General features: G+C 67.9%; 11 protein-coding genes and 2 pseudogenes. 3 read left to right on the top strand and 10 right to left on the bottom strand.

What is annotated here, in order from left to right:
• The first annotated feature begins 801 nt into the window (after nt 1-801).
• The gene (locus FHX31_RS18225) at nt 802-1,815 is read left to right on the top strand and encodes an HNH endonuclease (protein WP_184976854.1); all 1,014 of its coding nucleotides are present in this window, start codon (nt 802-804) and stop codon (nt 1,813-1,815) included.
• A gap of 234 nt (nt 1,816-2,049) precedes the next feature.
• Here the strand turns inward: FHX31_RS18225 and FHX31_RS18230 are convergent, their stop codons facing one another.
• From FHX31_RS18230 to FHX31_RS18250, 5 genes and pseudogenes are all read right to left on the bottom strand, one after another.
• Nucleotides 2,050-3,171 carry a restriction endonuclease gene (locus FHX31_RS18230; protein WP_184976855.1) on the bottom strand — a complete coding sequence of 374 codons (1,122 nt, stop codon included), beginning with the start codon at nt 3,169-3,171 and terminating at the stop codon, nt 2,050-2,052.
• 70 nt (nt 3,172-3,241) lie between these two features.
• On the bottom strand, nt 3,242-4,021 hold the full coding sequence (locus FHX31_RS18235; RefSeq protein WP_084588886.1) for a transposase family protein: 780 nt from the start codon (nt 4,019-4,021) through the stop codon (nt 3,242-3,244).
• 43 nt (nt 4,022-4,064) lie between these two features.
• Entirely contained in the window at nt 4,065-4,811 is a 747-nt protein-coding gene (locus tag FHX31_RS18240; RefSeq protein ID WP_184976856.1) for an EVE domain-containing protein, read from the bottom strand.
• A 194-nt stretch (nt 4,812-5,005) separates the two neighbouring features.
• Nucleotides 5,006-5,533: pseudogene (locus FHX31_RS18245) on the bottom strand (transposase); the annotation flags it as partial.
• Between the two features lie 76 nt (nt 5,534-5,609).
• On the bottom strand, nt 5,610-5,969 hold the full coding sequence (locus tag FHX31_RS18250) for a hypothetical protein (RefSeq protein WP_184976857.1): 360 nt from the start codon (nt 5,967-5,969) through the stop codon (nt 5,610-5,612).
• Between the two features lie 240 nt (nt 5,970-6,209).
• Between FHX31_RS18250 and FHX31_RS18255 the strand changes: the two genes are divergently transcribed.
• On the top strand, nt 6,210-7,265 hold the full coding sequence (locus FHX31_RS18255) for a DUF6236 family protein (protein ID WP_184976858.1): 1,056 nt from the start codon (nt 6,210-6,212) through the stop codon (nt 7,263-7,265).
• Nucleotides 7,266-7,637: 372 nt separating this feature from the next.
• A complete protein-coding gene (locus tag FHX31_RS18260) occupies nt 7,638-8,036 on the top strand; it encodes a hypothetical protein (protein ID WP_184976859.1) in 399 nt (132 codons plus the stop codon).
• Here FHX31_RS18260 and FHX31_RS18265 read toward each other — a convergent pair.
• From FHX31_RS18265 to FHX31_RS18285, 5 genes and pseudogenes are all read right to left on the bottom strand, one after another.
• A complete protein-coding gene (locus tag FHX31_RS18265) occupies nt 8,033-8,206 on the bottom strand; it encodes an FAD-dependent monooxygenase (protein WP_184976860.1) in 174 nt (57 codons plus the stop codon). The genes FHX31_RS18260 and FHX31_RS18265 overlap by 4 nt on opposite strands.
• A 157-nt stretch (nt 8,207-8,363) precedes the next feature.
• A pseudogene (locus tag FHX31_RS18270) lies at nt 8,364-8,672 on the bottom strand (transposase family protein); the annotation flags it as partial.
• A 126-nt stretch (nt 8,673-8,798) separates the two neighbouring features.
• Nucleotides 8,799-13,433: an SAV_2336 N-terminal domain-related protein gene (locus tag FHX31_RS18275; RefSeq protein WP_184976861.1), complete on the bottom strand. Its 4,635-nt coding sequence runs from the start codon at nt 13,431-13,433 to the stop codon at nt 8,799-8,801.
• Complete coding sequence (locus FHX31_RS18280; protein ID WP_221488097.1) at nt 13,430-14,389, bottom strand: AAA family ATPase; 960 nt, start codon at nt 14,387-14,389, stop codon at nt 13,430-13,432. Before FHX31_RS18280 ends, FHX31_RS18275 begins: the two co-directional genes overlap by 4 nt.
• A gap of 13 nt (nt 14,390-14,402) precedes the next feature.
• Nucleotides 14,403-16,481 (bottom strand): trypsin-like peptidase domain-containing protein, encoded by a 2,079-nt coding sequence (locus FHX31_RS18285; protein WP_184976862.1) that lies wholly within the window; start codon nt 16,479-16,481, stop codon nt 14,403-14,405.
• Between the last annotated feature and the right edge of the window lies 1 nt (nt 16,482).

Genomic DNA, 16,482 nt, shown 5'->3' on the forward strand with positions numbered 1-16,482 from the left:
CAGAGCAAGAGGCAGCACAAACTGCAAGGACGACTCAGCCAAGATCGATCAAATCCGACACGACGATCTACACAGCGTCACTCGCGAGCGGACGTTCAACCAGCTCGAGCTGATGCATTGCGCAGCGAAAGACATCAATCAGGCGGTTCGCGACAGGACGCACCTGGATGACCTGATACCGGTGATCAGGGGGTGTTGCGGGCGGCAAAGCAGATCTGACTCGGACAGCGGGTACCGCGCGGACGGGTAGCCTTGAGACTTATCGGAAGGCGGGCTCGGTCGGCGGGCGAATGTGATCACGGGTGGTACATGACTCGCCCTCAGCCCATGCACGCCGTCGCGAGCAGGCGCAGCCACCCGCCGTGCCTCGCTCTGGGCAGCACGAGCCCGGGCCGCCCGGCCCAACACCCGGCGCTCGGAGGAGCGAGGGTCTTGAACCCAAGACAACCTCTTGTCGAGTCCCCTCAGGACTTGTCATTGGTTGTCAAGACCCCTTGTTACGGTCCGTAGCGGTCACAGCCTTGTCGTTGATTGTCAGAGACAGGCGCTGAGCTGCAATAACACCACCAATCGATAGTCATCGTTCATCACTGATTGTCAGTCGCCAGCGGGGGTTTTCGGGGGGTAAACGGGGGACGGGACGCACGGTCCGGCGGCAGGCCCCGCCCACCGAAATGGCACGCCGGTCACTATCGGCGCTAAGCAGCAGCAGAATGGCACCGAGCGCCGCCACCGGAACCTGCTCGATATGCTCGTCGGCGGCGAGCTACATGTTCCACCGACCGACCTGAGGACCTGTCAGTGACAAGACCGTTGCGTCCCGGCGAGATCGGTTACCGCGGTACTGACGACGTGGTACTCCGCGGCGCCCTCTACGAGGTGTGGAAGAGCCGGTGCGCCTTCTGCACTCGGCCGCAGGCGTTCTACGAGACACAGATCGACCACGTGATCGCCAAAACCACCACCACGGCCGAGTTGCAAGAGCTGATCGACTTCCACGGTCTGACCGTCGACTTTCACCTACACCGGCCAGGTAATCTCGTCCTGATCTGTACGACCTGCAACACCAAGAAGGGCAAGCGCAACCTGCAGGCCAGGTCGATCTCCCTTCTGCTCGACGAGGCTCGAAGCTACACCAGCGAAGTAGACCGCCTCACCCGCGAGCACGTCACTGCCCGCAAGGTCGCCAAGGGCCTCATCACCGCAGTACGCGCCAACTTGAAGGACCCGAAAACCTGCACGGAGTTCCTCGACAACGCTCCAGCCATCGTGCAGACCCTGGCCGTGCTGGATGAGCGTAAAGCCGCCGATTACCTCGTTGACCGCAGCTTCGACCTCGATGGTGTGGACGTGTCGCTGTCGCTCAACGCCCTCGGTCGCACGGCTGAGGCCATCATCGCTTCACTCTGCAGCGGTTCTCTCAGCGAGGCGACGGCGGACGGCGTCGCGCAGGTGCTAGCCAAGCTCACAGAAACGGTAACCTCCCAGTTTCACCGGAGAGGATCGGACGACGCGGACTGGAGGCCCACGGAATCGGAACAGATGGCGATCTCCCTCGACTTCAGCAACTACGCGCGTCGGGGTGACTACCTGGAGGTGAACCTGGAGGGCGTACTATCTGCCGAGTTCGTTGCCAGCGCCGCCCAAAGCAACGACTGGGGCGACGGCCTTGTCGATCTCGCGGCTTGGGGCATCGTCGACTGCACCTTCGCCCTCGCGCTCAGGTGGGACCTGCGGTTCGAGGACGAGCCGGACGCAGATATCGAGGTAGAGATCACCGAAATCTACAGCGACCACTCCGTCACCCGGAACTGACCTACCGACCCGTAGCGTCAGATGTGGGATCGCCTTGGTCATTTGCCGCAACGGACCACCATCACCGAACAGTTCCACATCCTGCTCACGGGCCTGCGCAACCAACGCCTCCGCCTGCTGCCGACCCACCAGACGAGGCTCATCTGGAAAGACAGGGGCGGGCGGCCACCCTGCCGGTCACCGTCGCCGGCGCCCTGGCCGGGCCTGATACAAGGCTAGTTCGGCCGCCACAAGTCATCGGGTCGGATCGATAGAGAGCTGTTGGGCAACGGCCTCGACGCGGCGCTGGGCAACCAGAGCCGTGGTCGTTACCCGATAGCCCTCGCCCTTCGAACCATGGAGTACCCCCAGTAACGGACTGGCCAGCGTGTCCAGCACCGCCTGCAGTTCATCCTCCGTCGTGCCTTCCGCCACCGACTGGTCGGCAAGGATGAGGAGTAGGTCACGGGCGGACAACCGCCCGAACACCGTCGACCGCTCGCGGATGGCCTCACACATGGCAGCCGCGAGGATGATGAGTCTTCCAACCTCCCCAGCACGCTCGTCAACGGCTTCGGTGTCGAGACTGCCGCCGTGGGCGAAGAGTGACCGGTAGTCGTCGACCCCGAGCGGGGTCTTGGCGTGTTGGCGGCAGATGCCGGCGAGCTGATCGGCGGAAATGATCGACACCTTGTGCTGCTTGGCTCGGTCGAGAAGGCGCCTACCCGAGGGATTGGGGGCAACGAGCGCGATGTGGTCCGCATCGTGCTTGTTCTTGTGATCTCCGAGGGTGACCCAGTCGACCTGCTGGTCGCCCACTGTCCCGGAGGCGCTTGTCTTGCAGTCGACCACTACGCGGTAGGAGTCCGTGCGGCCGAGCGTGGCGTCGAGGAGGACGTCTGTCTTGCCAGAGCCTCCGAGCCATTCAGCCTGAAAGCCGAGGAAGGCGAATGCATCTCGCACGGCGCGCTCGAAGCGGTCGGGGTGCGAGCTATCGGTCGCGGAGCTCTTGATTGCATCGGAGATAGCGTCAACGGTGTCAGAGACAGGAGGCGAGACCTCGATCGGAGGCTCCGATCGGAGTGGCTCGACGACGGCCTCTATGGGCAGACGCGCGGCTGGGTCATGAAGTGACAGCTCGGTCAGCAGAGCATGGCCAGCATCTGTCGCCCTCACCTTGCCGTCACCTGTGTCGGCAAGCATCCCGGCAGATTGCAACCAGCCACGTCGGTTGACGACCTGAGTCTGGGTGTCCCACCCCATGCCGTACCGGTCATTGGCGACAGCCAGGAGTTGCTCATTGGTCAGCGGCTCTCGGGCAGCAGCGAGTAGCTCGCCGACAAACTGGCACCGCGCATGAAGAAGCGCAATGACCACCCTGTCGTCGTCGCTAGCTAAGGGACGTCTCGTAACTGGGTGAAGGCGTTGCTCGGCATCAAGCCGATGGTCAGCCGGCGAGGATGATGTTGTGGAGGTTCGCGATGCCGGAAGCGGCGTCGGCCAATGTGTGGGCGGCGCGGCGGTAGTCGCGCAGGATCTTGAAGCACTTCATCCTGGCCAGAGCGTGTTCGACTCCCGCTCGGACGGTGCGGTGCTGGACGTTGAGGGCTTCCTTCCAATCCGGGAGCTGGCTGCCGTCGGTGGGCTTGCGGTACGGCATGATCACCTCGGGGTTGCCGCGGTAGCCGCCGTCGGCCATCACCGGCCGCCCGTCCAGCTTCGCCTTGATGCCGGACGTGCGGTAGACGATGGTGTCGTTGCGGTTGCCCGGCTGCGGGTCGCCGACGGCGAGGACCAGGCGGGTGCTGGCGTCGATGGCGACTTGCAGGTTCGTCGAGTACCGGTAGTTCTTGCTCCGGGCGGCCAAGCGGTGATCGCGGGTGGGGATCAGAGTCCCGTCGACGATCGCGATCTGCTCGACTGGCCGCTTACGCACCGGCGCCAGGGCCAGCAGCGGCGCGAGGGTGTCGATGACCCGATGGGCAGCCGAGTGCGACACCCCGAACAGCGGGCCGATCTGCCGCATTGTCAGGTTCGTACGCCAGTAGGTGGCCACCAGCAGCACCCGATCCGGCAGGTCCAGGGCCCACTGCCGGCCCGGCCGGCCGTCAGCGATGCCGTCACCGCCACGCTCGGCGACCAACCGGACCAGCTTGCGGAACTGGGCGGGCTGCAACCCGGTGAACGGAAAGATCCACTCAGAGTCGGCCGCGGTGATCACCTGCACCCAGGCATCCTGCCCGACCATCCTCAACAGACAGACGGCAGGGTTACGAGACATCCCTTAACCAGCTTTCGGTCCACGGTCCGAGACGACAGATGCCGTCGTGCACCACTACTACGCCGACCTTGCGTAAGAAGGATTCGCGTAGCCGAGCGGCGACTGGCTTGACCTTCAGCACCGTCTCAAGGATCGCCGCCAACTCGGCAGGCGTCGGTCGCTCCTCCGCTACGACCAGGCACACCCTCTTCAAAGAAAGCAGGTAACCGTTGTAGCCGCCGGGCATCGGGAGCACACCCTTTGCGCGTTGCGGCCAGGCGAACGCAGTTGGTAGTGCACTCTTCTCGGCTGGAACGAGTCCAGGGGGAGCCGGAAGGAGGTCGCTCAGGGCCCGCCAGTCGTCCTTCTCCACGGGGAACACCGTCCCGCGCGGCGCAACCAACAGCTGGTGCTGCTGGAACTCAGCGACCGCCCGCACCCTCTCCTTGGAGACGAACGGCACGGCTTGTACTCGCAGGAGCACCCGCGTTGCGTTGTCGGCACTCTCCTCCTCGGCGAGGACGAAGGACTTCTCGGCTGGCTCCATCGGCCGCAGCTGAGGGTCGGCGACGACTCGCCCGAGCCCGACAATGCCCGCATCCTTACCGCTGCGCCAGAGCACCGCCACGTCGCCGACATGAACCTCGCCGGTGTACTGCGGAACTCGCCACCAAATTCGGTCTAGCGCAGTGAGCGCGGCGTCAATGTCGTACAGCTTGGGGTTCGATTGGAAGAACCACACTCGCGCCTGCTCCATACGATCATGTTCCCACCTGCTCTCGCTGCACTCAACGCTGTACATGCCGACGACGTCCGTGCAGGTCGCTGACGCTCTTGACCTTCAAGCTCACCTCGGGCTGATCGCGGGAATAGCTCGCACCCGGACGTCACCCTTGACGAGGCGATAATGCGGCTCGACTGGCGCACTAGGTGTTACGCCCCTTCGGGGCCCGGGCGGTGCGACCAGTCAGTCATCTCCTCGATCACCTTGTCGGTGATCCGTGAGATCGTCTCCTTGCTGACCGAAGCGCCGTAGATCTCGGCGAAGTGAGCGCTGATCTCTCCGGTCGTCAAACCTTTGGCATACATCGACAACACCACCTCGTCGACCCCGGACAGGTGCCGCTGCCGCTTACGCACGATCTGCGGCTCGAACCTGCCGGCCCGGTCCCGAGGCACGTCGATCTGTACCGGACCGGTGGCGTCGGTCAGCACCGTCTTCGACCGGGTCCCGTTGCGGACGTTGCCCGAACCGGCACCGTCGGCTTCGTGTTTGGCATAGCCGAGATGCTCGGTCATCTTCTCGTTCAACGCGGTCTCCAAGACCGTCTTGGTCAACTGCTTCAGCAGCCCATCCGGGCCCGTCAGCGACAGACCCTGCTCCTTCGCGGCCCGCACCAGCTCGGCGGCGGCTTTCGCCTCCGCCGACGGCTCAGGCCGCTTCTTACGTCCGGTCTGGTCGTTCAGTGTCGCGGTCATCACGGCACCCTCCTCACCAGGCACAACGCCCGGCAGGTCAGGCCGGAAATACCGTTAGATCCACAGACCCCACGGCCTAGCCGGTGAGGAACATGCCGGTCACGCCCACCACGGCCAGGATGACCGCGGCAGCGAGCAGGTACGACCGCGGGCGCGGCTCCCGGACGACGTAGGTGGTCAGACCGAACGCGCCGCTGAGGATCGACATGGCGTACCACGGGAAGCTCGCCGGCGTGGCCTGGCCGATGAACAGCATCCAGGGGGCGATAACGGCGACGAAGATGGTGGCGTAGGCGATCGTCTGCCGCAGGTTCCGGTTGGCGGTGTGGTGAAGCCGTCCGACGGACTCCCGGTAGTCCTCCACGGCCGCGGCCCGTTCCTCGTCGCTGATCTGCCGCCGCTTGTTGCGGCTTCCATAGCCCCGACCCCCACTCATGCCGCAGAAGATACCAACGACAGTCACCCTGCCGACGCCCTGAGTAACGAAGGCGGCCGCCTGAGCCGCGAGCAGTTGCGCACGCTGCAGTGGATGGGCGGGGCAGCGTCAGGTGCCGCGCAGGACCCGTCCGAGACAGTGGCCGCTCAGGCCGTGATGTCGTGGGGCGGTGCGGGTCGCCGATGCTCTTGTACTCTCCGGCATGCCTTGAACCATTCCTGCGCAGCAGACGGTAGATTCTTGGGCATCAATCGCCGCAAATTCTTCCCGGTGGGGGTTGGCATGGCTGGGATGCTCTACTACCCGTTCGCAAACGCGCCGGTGCGCGTTCTCCAGCAAGCGATCTTGTACTGGGACGATCTCGCCACGGTCGTAGCTCCAGGATGGGAAGACCGGCTCAGCGCACGGATGAAGGAGGTCCAAGACGCCGGCCTTTACCGGCCGCTCGAGGCGCACCGAGCGTTCGGGCCCTTCGAGCTTCACGAGATCGAAGGGGAACTCGATCATGCGCTTAAGCAAGTGCCGCTCGATGCCCTTATTCCGCCGGCCGAACCGCCACCGGGCGAGTTCAGCACCCTCCACGTGGACAAGCTCCACAAGAGTGTCGTGAAGGAACTGCTTCGGCAAAGGCTTGTCTACCGGCACCCGGACAGCGGTTCGCGGCTGGTCGCCGCGCCGGCGCTGCTGAACGTCGTCGTCAGTCTCATCGCCAGGCGTCTCGCTGCCGGCATCAACGCTCAGTCGGGCTGCACCGGCCCAGAAGGCTTACGCCCCCACACCGACATCAAAGAGGCGCATCTGCTTGGCACTGACCCGGATCTCGGCTACGACGTGACGGCGTGCTGGCAAGTGAACGTGGGTCCGCTTCTGCCAGTACCCCGAGACGACGTGCTGATCGGTGATTTGGTGCGCTTCAGGACGAGGTACAACGCCGAGCGGCAGAGACTGATGCTTGCCATCGACGACCTCCTTCACCAACTGAAGCAGGCGGACCGTCACCCACAGGACGCCTATCGCCTGGTGGAGCGAGAACTGACGGAAGCGACAGCGGAACTGGAGGCCGCGGCACGCAGCACGAGGTGGAGTTGGGTAACCCGTCCGGTCGCAGCGTTTGTCGCCCTCGCCGCCGGATTCGGGGCAGCCGCGCAACCAGATCTGAACGTACCTTTGATGGCTCTCTCCAGCGGAGCAGTCAACGTCGCTACGACACGGTCGAGACGGGATGTCAGTACCGGTGCCGCCGACTACACCTACCTGCATCGCACACAGAAACTGGTTGGAGGGGCCGCCGCCTGAGAACCACGGACAGGTGCCAGCAGGAGCCAACTGGCGGGGCGAAGCAGCCACACGCCGAACTCCCGCACGTCTCGGACCTGGCGCAGCGGCATGCCGACCAGGCGGTCACCGACCCGCACTTAGACGCCCAACCGGCCACTCGGCCGGCCCGCGCCGTCAGCGACGCCCGTCGAGGTCAGCGGGGCCAGAATCACCTGCCGCAGGCGACGCTACGCCCGCCGCAGCGGGTCAGCCGGGCGCTGCAGTTGGCGCGGCCGGGCGACCGAGGAGTCCCCGGCTGGGGACGATCAAAAGGTAACGCGCGACTCACCCGGCGTGTTCACCAGTGCATCGGCCAGTGATAATCAAGCCGTGGCGCGCCGAGGACGACAGGTGAAGACGCCCGACGAGTTGGCTCGGGCAACGGTTGAGGCTGCGCGAGTCAACAGGGCCGGGGCCGTGCGCGCAGCCATCATCAACAGGGATGGGACGCTGCGCGCCGCCAAGATGAACGTGGCCGTAGTCTTGGGCGCTGCGTTGATCGCAGGTACGTGCGCCGTTGTGGGCACCGGCGTTGATGGCTACTTCTCGGTGCAGGCGGCGCGCGTCGGGCCGACCTCGTCGCCCACCTCGTCGGTAGACGAGGGCTATTGGTACCCGATCAACTGGCCCGGTAGCTCGGGCAAGGCAGGCTGGATCCACTCGGACTACGTCTGCGTCGTGGGCGAACTACGCGGCGGCCAGTTGAGACTTCCCGACACCCCCGCCGCCTGCCAGGAGCCGGGTGCCTAGCCCGACGTTGCGAGAGTACCGTGGTAGCTGTCCAGCAGGGCCGGGTCGGCGTCGGTTTGCAGCGCCTGAGCGAGTTTCCAGCCGAGGTTCACCGCGTCTTGGATGCCGGTGTTCATGCCCTGTGCGCCGGCCGGGCTGCGGATGTGCGCGGCAACCCCGGCCAGGAACACCGGTCCGGCCTGCTAGGTGGTGGCGGCCGGTGGTACGGCCAGAAGTTCGTCGCCCATGCCGGGTCGTGCAGCCGCTCTTGTCCTGGTTGGCTGGTGTAGCAGCAAGCCAGCCAAACGATCACCACGCAGCGATGAGTCCGCTAGCTCACACGGTGGCTTGGTAGCCCCTGTCCGCGAACGTCATCACGTCGGCGCTGCTCAGCGCGCCGATGATGCCGTGACTACGGGCGGCGCTCAGGTCATGGGTGGCGCCGGGCAGCGCCGGCGATGCCCAGACCAGGCGACCTGCCGCGTCCGCGATGGCCTGCACGTTCACGCCGTGCCGTTTGTGCTTGCCCGAGTAGTAGGGCTTCTGGTCGGCGACCCGGTCGATCGGGATCAGCGTGCCGTCGAGGATCGTTTATGCCAGCTTACGGATGCGGTCCATCGCCGTAGCCAGGTCGTCGGCCACTGCGGCGAGCAGGTCAGCACCTCCCGATGCTTCCGGAAGGGGTCAGAATTCAGCCGGAACCACGGGGTCAGTTTTCAGGCGGAGCCGACAGGCTCCGGCGGTGAGCCCAGGTCGACGTCGAGTCGGGCGATGTCGAGGGCTTCATACCTCGCCAGTGTGGGGTGATCTGGGTGGTGTCGGTTGGGGGTGCCGGCTTGTTGCGCTGTCTTGCAGGTCGGCCAAGGTGGAGGCTGCCGCGTCGCGGCGTGCGGTGAACGCCCGTGGCTCGGTGGCTGCGAGCTCGTCGAAGTACTGCACACCTTCCGCAACTGCATCCAGGATCTGGTCCGACGTCTCTCCGAGAATGCGCGCTACGTATCCCACCTTCCACAGAGACGTAGCGAGCTCGGGCAAGTAGGCGTCGCGGCTGAAATTGACCAGCTCCCGGTAGAGGGTGACGGCCTCCTGGCTGACTTCCAGCGCTTCGGCCCGCCGACCTACTTCCGCCAACCGCACCGCATGGCTGCTCACCGACCTGGCGAGGTCAGGCAGGTAAGCGGCGGGGTTGGCCTCCGCCAGCCGCCGGTACACCTCGACGGCCTCCTGGCTGACTTCCAGCGCCTCAACCCGACGCCCCACCTCCGCCAACCGCACCGCATGGCTGCTCACCGACCTGGCGAGGTCAGGCAGGTAAGCGTCGCGGCTGAAATTGACCAGCTCCCGGTAGAGGGTGACGGCCTCCTGGCTGACTTCCAGCGCCTCAACCCGACGCCCCACCTCCGCCAACCGCACCGCATGGCTGCTCACCGACCTGGCGAGGTCAGGCAGGTAAGCGGCGGGGTTGGCCTCCGCCAGCCGCCGGTACACCTCGACGGCCTCGATGGTGGCGGTCAACGCCGTTTGTTCATCGCCGGCTTGGGACGGGGTCGCCTCCCACACGAGGCGGCGGATCAGATCGTCCGTCTCCCTCCGCGAAGCCGTGGCCATCGCGTTGAGGTCGATCGGATCGCTGCGGGCGGCCAGCGCCTTGGCCGCCAGCAACGCGTGGAGGAACGACGTGCCGGCGACGTCGGCGATGCGAGCAGCGATCCGGTCGACCGCTCCCGGCGGGGCGGCCCGCACCAGCTCCGATGCCTCTGCCGGGTCGGTCAGGACGCGGCGCACGACAGATCGCAGCGCGTAAGGGTCGGCGTACTGGTCGGTGTCGAGGTCCATGACGACGGGATGCAATTCGGACAACGACTCAAGAAGGACGCGGCGGGTGGCGAGTAACAGCCGCAGACGCCGGCCGGATCGGACGAGCGGCGCGATCAGGTCGTGGAGGAGCCGGCTCGGGTCGCGTGACTCGTCGATCGCGTCGATCGCGACGGCGCCCCAAGGGGTGCGCCGGTCGGCTGCCGACAGCACCGCCGAGAGGTCGGCCGTGAGGCCCCGGCCAGTGCTGTCGATCATGAGGAACGACCCCAGCCGGGCGACTACCTCCTCGGCGGTGGAGCCGGCCGCTGAAACCGTACCGATGATCGCGCCTACCGGTGGCAGGTCCGAGTGGGAAGGCAAGAAGGCACGGCGCATCCGCGGGTCGGACACCGCGGCCACGAAGTTCAACAGTGCAGTTTTGCCAGACCCTGGGTCTCCAGTGACGACCAGCGGTCGGCGGTTCGAGGGATCGGCCAGCCAGGCCGTGATGTCCGCAATCGCGCTGCGCCGCCCGACGAAATCCTCTATAGAAGGCACCTCGACCCGTCGTGGCGACCGGGGGAAGAACGGTATCGCTACAGGACTCAGGAGGATGGCCTCTGCCCGCTGGCTGCGGCCGGGGCGGAGGGACGCGGCCAAGCGGTCGTTGACGCGGGACACCAGCTCATCGAGCCGGAGCAGCGACGGGGCAAACTCCTCGGCCATCCAGTCCCGCATCGCCTTCGACAGCGCTCGAGGGAAAGCGTCCACGTGCGCCTGCGCCTGCGCACCCGTCGACGCGATCACCGCGAACGAGGGCTGGGAGTACCGCCGCGCCAGCGAGGCGAACTCCCGCGCCGCCTGGCCCGCGAATGAGCTGTCCACTATGACGAGGTGATGTTGCACGGGCGAACCCTCGAACAGCGCCTGGGCGAGCTCCGCCACCGCGACGCCCGAGCCCTGTAACCTGCGGGAGACTGAATCGGTACTGAGGAAGCGGTATTCGCCGTTGCTGAGTGTGACGCCGTGGCCGGACAGATAGAGCACCAGCAGGTCGTCGGGCCGGCGGTCGGGCGCCCGGAGGAAACGCGCCACGTCCATGAAGATCGCCTCCCGGGTGGGGGTTGGCGCCCCAATCGCGACGTGGGCGTAACCGAGCGCCGCGAACAGCTCGACGACCTCCGCCGCCGGTTCTGCGGGCAGCGGCGTCAGATTCGGATCGAGGTACTCGGTGACGTTGCACAGCAGCAGGTAGCGGCGGCCATCGCCGGAGAGCGTCCGGTCGGTGACTGTCGGGGTCGCTGGCTGCGATTCGCCGGTGGCGCGCAGGGCGGCCGAGATGGCCGCGCCAGTCACCGGTGAGGCCAGGTAACTCTCCGGCCGGTGGCTGCCTGTACCGCTGACCACATGCTGCGTGACCGGCGAGCCGAACAGTGTCCGCAGCTCAACCCCACTGGCGAAAGCGTCGACGGAATTCACCAGGTCTACCCAGGTGTCGACCGAGCCCGGCCAGCTCCCCCGGCGTGGGGCTGCGGCCGTGGGCGCGGCGGGCGCGGGGTCGAGCCGGTCGAACACCATGGCGCCGCCCAGCGGCGACTCCAGCGTGACCAGAAGCCGTACCGGCCATTCGGGATGCTGGCACAGCGCCTCGTAGGCGACGACCGCGCCGAAGGAGAACGCCACGATCACCCTCGTCTCGTCGGTCACCGCGGCCGCGACCCGGTCACGTGCTGCCTGCCTGACGTCGCCATCGGCGAAGTACTGCGACACGGCGCTCATCGGCCGCAATTCCTCCTCAGACCCGGCTCGCCCCGCCGCCGGGTACTTCGGGTTGTGATCGAAGAGGTCGGCGTAGCGGGCAAGCGAGACTCCGCCGTCGAGCAGCGCCCGGGCCCTATCGCCGTCCCCGCTCGCGCGCAAGCCATCCGCCATGGCCGAGATCCACGCGTCCGCAGTGGCCGCACGCGACCCCCGGATCACCAGATCGGGAACGCAGACAATCACCGCACCCGTCCGCCGCGGCTGCCCCGCCAGCGCAGCCGCCGGCATGCCCGACCCGTCCGGCGCCGGCGTGGCCGGGCCGTGCTGCGGGGAGTCAGCCGGCATGTCGACGTCGAGTCCCAGCCGCATGGCCATGCCGCGGCCCATGGCAGCGAACGGCACCAGGTCCCCGTCCACCGACGTGGTCCCGCGCGGGTCCGCCAGGACAGCGCGCACCGTGTCACCTGACCCGCCGTGGCGTTCGAGGTAGCCGCTGAGTACCTCGTACACATCCCACTCCTGGCTGGTCGTGGTGCCCTCGTAGAGCAGGTCGGCGACGCCGGGGCGGAACCGCAGGAGCAGACTGTCCCGGCCGGTACCGTCCGGTAGCCGCTCCATCAGTCCGCCGACCATGAGCTCCGCGACTTGCCCGGTCTCCGGATGGGGCACCAGGTGCTCGTGCAGCACCCGGATCAGCGGCAGCGACAGCACGGGCGCTCCGGCCAGGATCCGCGCCAAGCGCTGCGCGCCTTCGCTGGCGCGGGCTTGGAACACCCGTACCCGTTGCGCTGCCGACGCGGCGCGCATCGCAGGAGCGGCCGCGGTCGCCTGCCGAGGATGCGCCCGGATCGCCTCGGTCCAGGTGCTGCCGGTCACCACCGCGCGGGTCCAGCGCATGATCGCCTCAGGTCGCAGCCCGAACACCGGCACGGACACAGCGGAATGGTCCTCGTCCTCGTCGCTCCACCAGGCCGTAAGGGTCTGCATCGACGAGTTCGGCGACGCGGGGCGGGGCGACCGGACGGCCGCGGTGGGCTGGCCGATCGCCGTGTACGCCCAGTAAGGCTCGGGCAGCAGGTGCACCAGCGCGGTGGGCATCGCTTGTGCCCACCGCCGCAACACCTGCCACAGCGGGCCGCCGCGCCAGGCGTCCGCGGTGCCGTCGGTGAGTAGGAGCACCAGCCGGCGACCGGCCGGGTCGACGAGGTGATCGGCGTGGTGCACCGCCCCGGCGCTGTCCCGCACCCGCGGCCGGGCGGGCGCGGCAGCGCCCATCGACTGGTCCAGCGACCAGCGCGTGACGGAGCGGAAGGCGCCGGTGCGGCGGAGGGTGCCCTCCAGCTCCGTGATCGTTTCAGCCCACACCATCGCCCCGGGCGTGCGGTCCACGACGACGGCGACGTCGAGTCCGCGTTCGCGCTCTGAACGGGTGACGATGACCAGGCGTTTGGCGTCCGCGGTCGCGTCCACGGTGGCGTCGATGTCCAGGACCGGACGTCCGGGCCGGCGTACGCGGCGGAACAGCGACAGGGCTGTCACCGTGGTCATGCTGGGCGTCGCGATAGGAATCCGGAGTCCCACCTCGATCGCGCGCCCGGTTTCCGTTGTCGCGCCGGGCCGGCCGCCGGGCAGCGAGAGGTCCGCGACGGGCTGCGGGCTGGTGACGTCCGTGGTCGCCTGCGCGGCCCGCGTCGCCGTGGGCGTCGCCGCGTCGGCGTGTTCACGGCCGCTGGTGACGGCCGGTCCCGGGGTGGGCGCGGTGCTCCCGCGGGTGGCCACCAGCCACAGGGCGTCGGCGAGGTGCTCGCCGTCATGGTCGGGGAAGGCTTCGGCGAGGACATGGGCGAGCCGGTCGATCACTGACCGCTCAGCTCCTCCAGCAGCGTGCGCTCCAGCCGCTCGCGGGTAGTGGCGTCGGTGACGTTCTCCTTGCTCACCAGGTAGAGGTAGTTCAGCAGCTGGTCGATGGCTAGCTGCTCGCCGGCGAGCAGGCGCTGGGCGAACTCCTCGATCTTCTTGCGGTCCTTACCCTTAACATTGTCGATGTACCCGTCTACAACGCTCGTTAGGAACCCCTGCTGCGGCGTGGGCATCTCGAAGCGGACGCACCGCCGCAGGAACGGCGGCGGGAAGGTCCGCGCCCCGTTGCTGGTCATTACGATGACCGGCCAGTGGGTGCGGCGCACTACCCCTCCCTCGACCGTGTACGTTGCCCGGTCCGAACCGCGAACCTCGTGGACCACCGCCTCGCCGTCCCTGCGGCGGGCCCCGCGCGCGTCACGCACCAGGGGCGGAACGTCGAACTCGCCCTCCTCCAGGACGTTGAGCAGGTCGCCAGGCAGGTCGAAGTCGCTCTTGTCGATCTCGTCGATGAGCACCGCGCGGGGCTTGAGTCGACTGGCCAGCGCGGTACCGAGCGGCCCGAGGGTCACGTAATCCTCGACTCGCGCGGCGTCATCGCCGTCCGCGCCGGCAGCGCTCTGCGAGGCGTGTAGCCGGCCGAGGGCGTCGTACTGGAACAACCCGTCGATCAACGTGGTGCGCGAGGTAATGTGCCAGTTGAGCGGCTCGCCGAGGCCGAGCTCCGCGGCGACGAGGCTGACCAGCGTCGACTTGCCGGACCCGGGAGCACCAGTGAGCAGCAGCGGGCGACGCAGGTGCAGCGCAGCGTTCACCGCGTCGCGCAGACCGTCGGAGATGACGAACCGGGTGATCGCCACCTCGCGCCACCGCCACGGGGGCGGCTCCGGCAAAGCCTCCCACGCCCGGCCGGTCGGGTCGGACCGTCCGTCGCCGGTGAAGATGCGCCAGGTCACCTCAAGTCCTCCTTCACAATTGTTCCAGGGACATCTGCTCGGCCGCGACCGGCGGCGGCAGGTCGAACTCCGCCCGGCCCCGCGGGTCGTCCCAGACGACCACCGGCAGGTCGGTCAAGTCCGGCAGTTCGTCGGGGATGACCGCCCTGCGTGCGGCGACAGGAATCTGCGACACCCGCCTGGTGATCGACCTCCGTTGACGGGTGTCACCGCCCCGGCGGAACCAGACCAGGAACCCGTAGCCCTCCCTGAGCAGCAAGCGCAGCGGGTCCGATCCGCCGGCGGCCGGGTGACGACCGATCAGCCAGGCGTGCGCCTTGTCGTCCCTGGCCCACCGCTTGAGGCGCGTCTGATCGGCGAGCATGGCGTCGGCGAGCAGGCCAGGAACCTTGGCCCAGCTCGCCCGCGACACCCGCTCCACACACCTGCCGTGCAACGCCGGCACCTGGCGCCGCTGCGACCAGCGCAGCCGCGGCTGGTGGCGGTCGCTGAGCGACTCCCGATCGTCGCCGACGTCGAACAGTGGCCAGTGCTCGATGCCCTCGCCGAGCAGCCCAGCCGGCATGGCGAGGTCCACCAGCAGCGGCCAGGCCGGCGGCACCGTTGCGAACACGTTCTTCAGCGCCTCGACTAAGCCTTCCTTCGTTGTCACCGCAGTGAGCTCACCGGTCAATTCGCTGATCGTCGTCGCGTGACGGGTGGTGTAGGTCCACGTGATCCGGCTCGGCCACGGCGGCGTACCCGGCGACGGCGCTCCGCCCGGGCCCGGCAGGGGCTCGCCGCCGAGATCGATCAGCAACCACGCCGGCGAGCTATGGCGCTCGGTGTAGTGCTCCTCCGCGTCGGCCGGCTGGTGCCCGAGTGACTCGACCCAGCCGGCCAGCGCCGGGCACTCCGAGGGCGGTACACCGAGCGCGGCCGCGACTCCGATGACGAACCTAGCCAGCGCGGCGAGGTTGCCCACCACTGCCCGACGCCGTTCGCAGCGGTCGGCCTCGGCGGCCTCCACCAGCAGCGCGTCCACCGACGCGCCGGTCGGCCACGCGCCCACCTCGCGGCGGTAGATCGCCTGCATCCGGCCGAGCCCCAGGGTGCCGCCGCCAATATCGAGAAGGATGGGCTTGGCCTCGACAGCGTGGCGCAGCGCTGGCACGAGGTCAGACAGCCGGGAGGGCTGCGGGCCGGTTACCACCGCGCACAGCCCGGCGGCGGTCCACCGCGCCGGCGGCGTGACACCAGCCGTGTCGAACGCCGTCCGGTACCTGTCGACCACGTCACGGGAGAGCGCCACCTCGTGATGGTCCGGTGGCACCGGCAGCTCGGCTGGCACCGTCTCGGCGTTGCCGACCCTGCCGCCCGGCAACGCCGCCAGGTCGGCGACGCCGGTGACGCCCAGTCGCGCCCACCAGGCAGCGGGATGTTCCACACCGGGGCCCCACAGCGGGTGGGCGGGGTCACGTTCCACAGCGCGCACCGGTACTGCGGTGATCGTGGACTGTCCTTCCCGCGGAGCGTGCTCGATGACGACTCCGAGCAGGCAACCGTCGGCAATCACGGGGCCTCCCGACATCCCCGACCACGCCGAATCGGTCAGTGTGCGTTCCTCCGGCGGCAAGGGCCGCGGCGCCCACTGCACCAGGACGCTCAGCAGCCCTCCGACCAGCTTCGCCAGCACCGGCACGATGCCGACGGTGTCGACGAGCTCGCGCACTACCACCGGCGACTGTCTCTTGGCGAACCACGGGTAGCCGTACGCATGGCACGGCACCGACGCCTCGAACGCACCGTCGCGGTCGAGGCGGGCCAAGGGCAGTGGAGGCAGATCCACCGACGGGTCGACGATCTCGATCAGGGCGAGGTCCGGGCGGGGGCCGTCCGTGTCACCGACGAAGCGGTGGTCGATCATTGCTTTCCGAAGCCGCTTGCCGGGGGTACGGACCCGCACTGCCGCCGCACCGGCGACGACGTGCGCCGCGGTGAGCACAGTACGACCGGCGACGATGCATCCCGACCCGTACCGATAGCGCGGCGCAGCCGTCTTTCCGAAGTCGGCGATCACCTCCACCAGCCGCGCCTGCAGCGAGACGCCCAAT

It is taken from the genome of Micromonospora sp. CNZ286 (assembly GCF_014207755.1).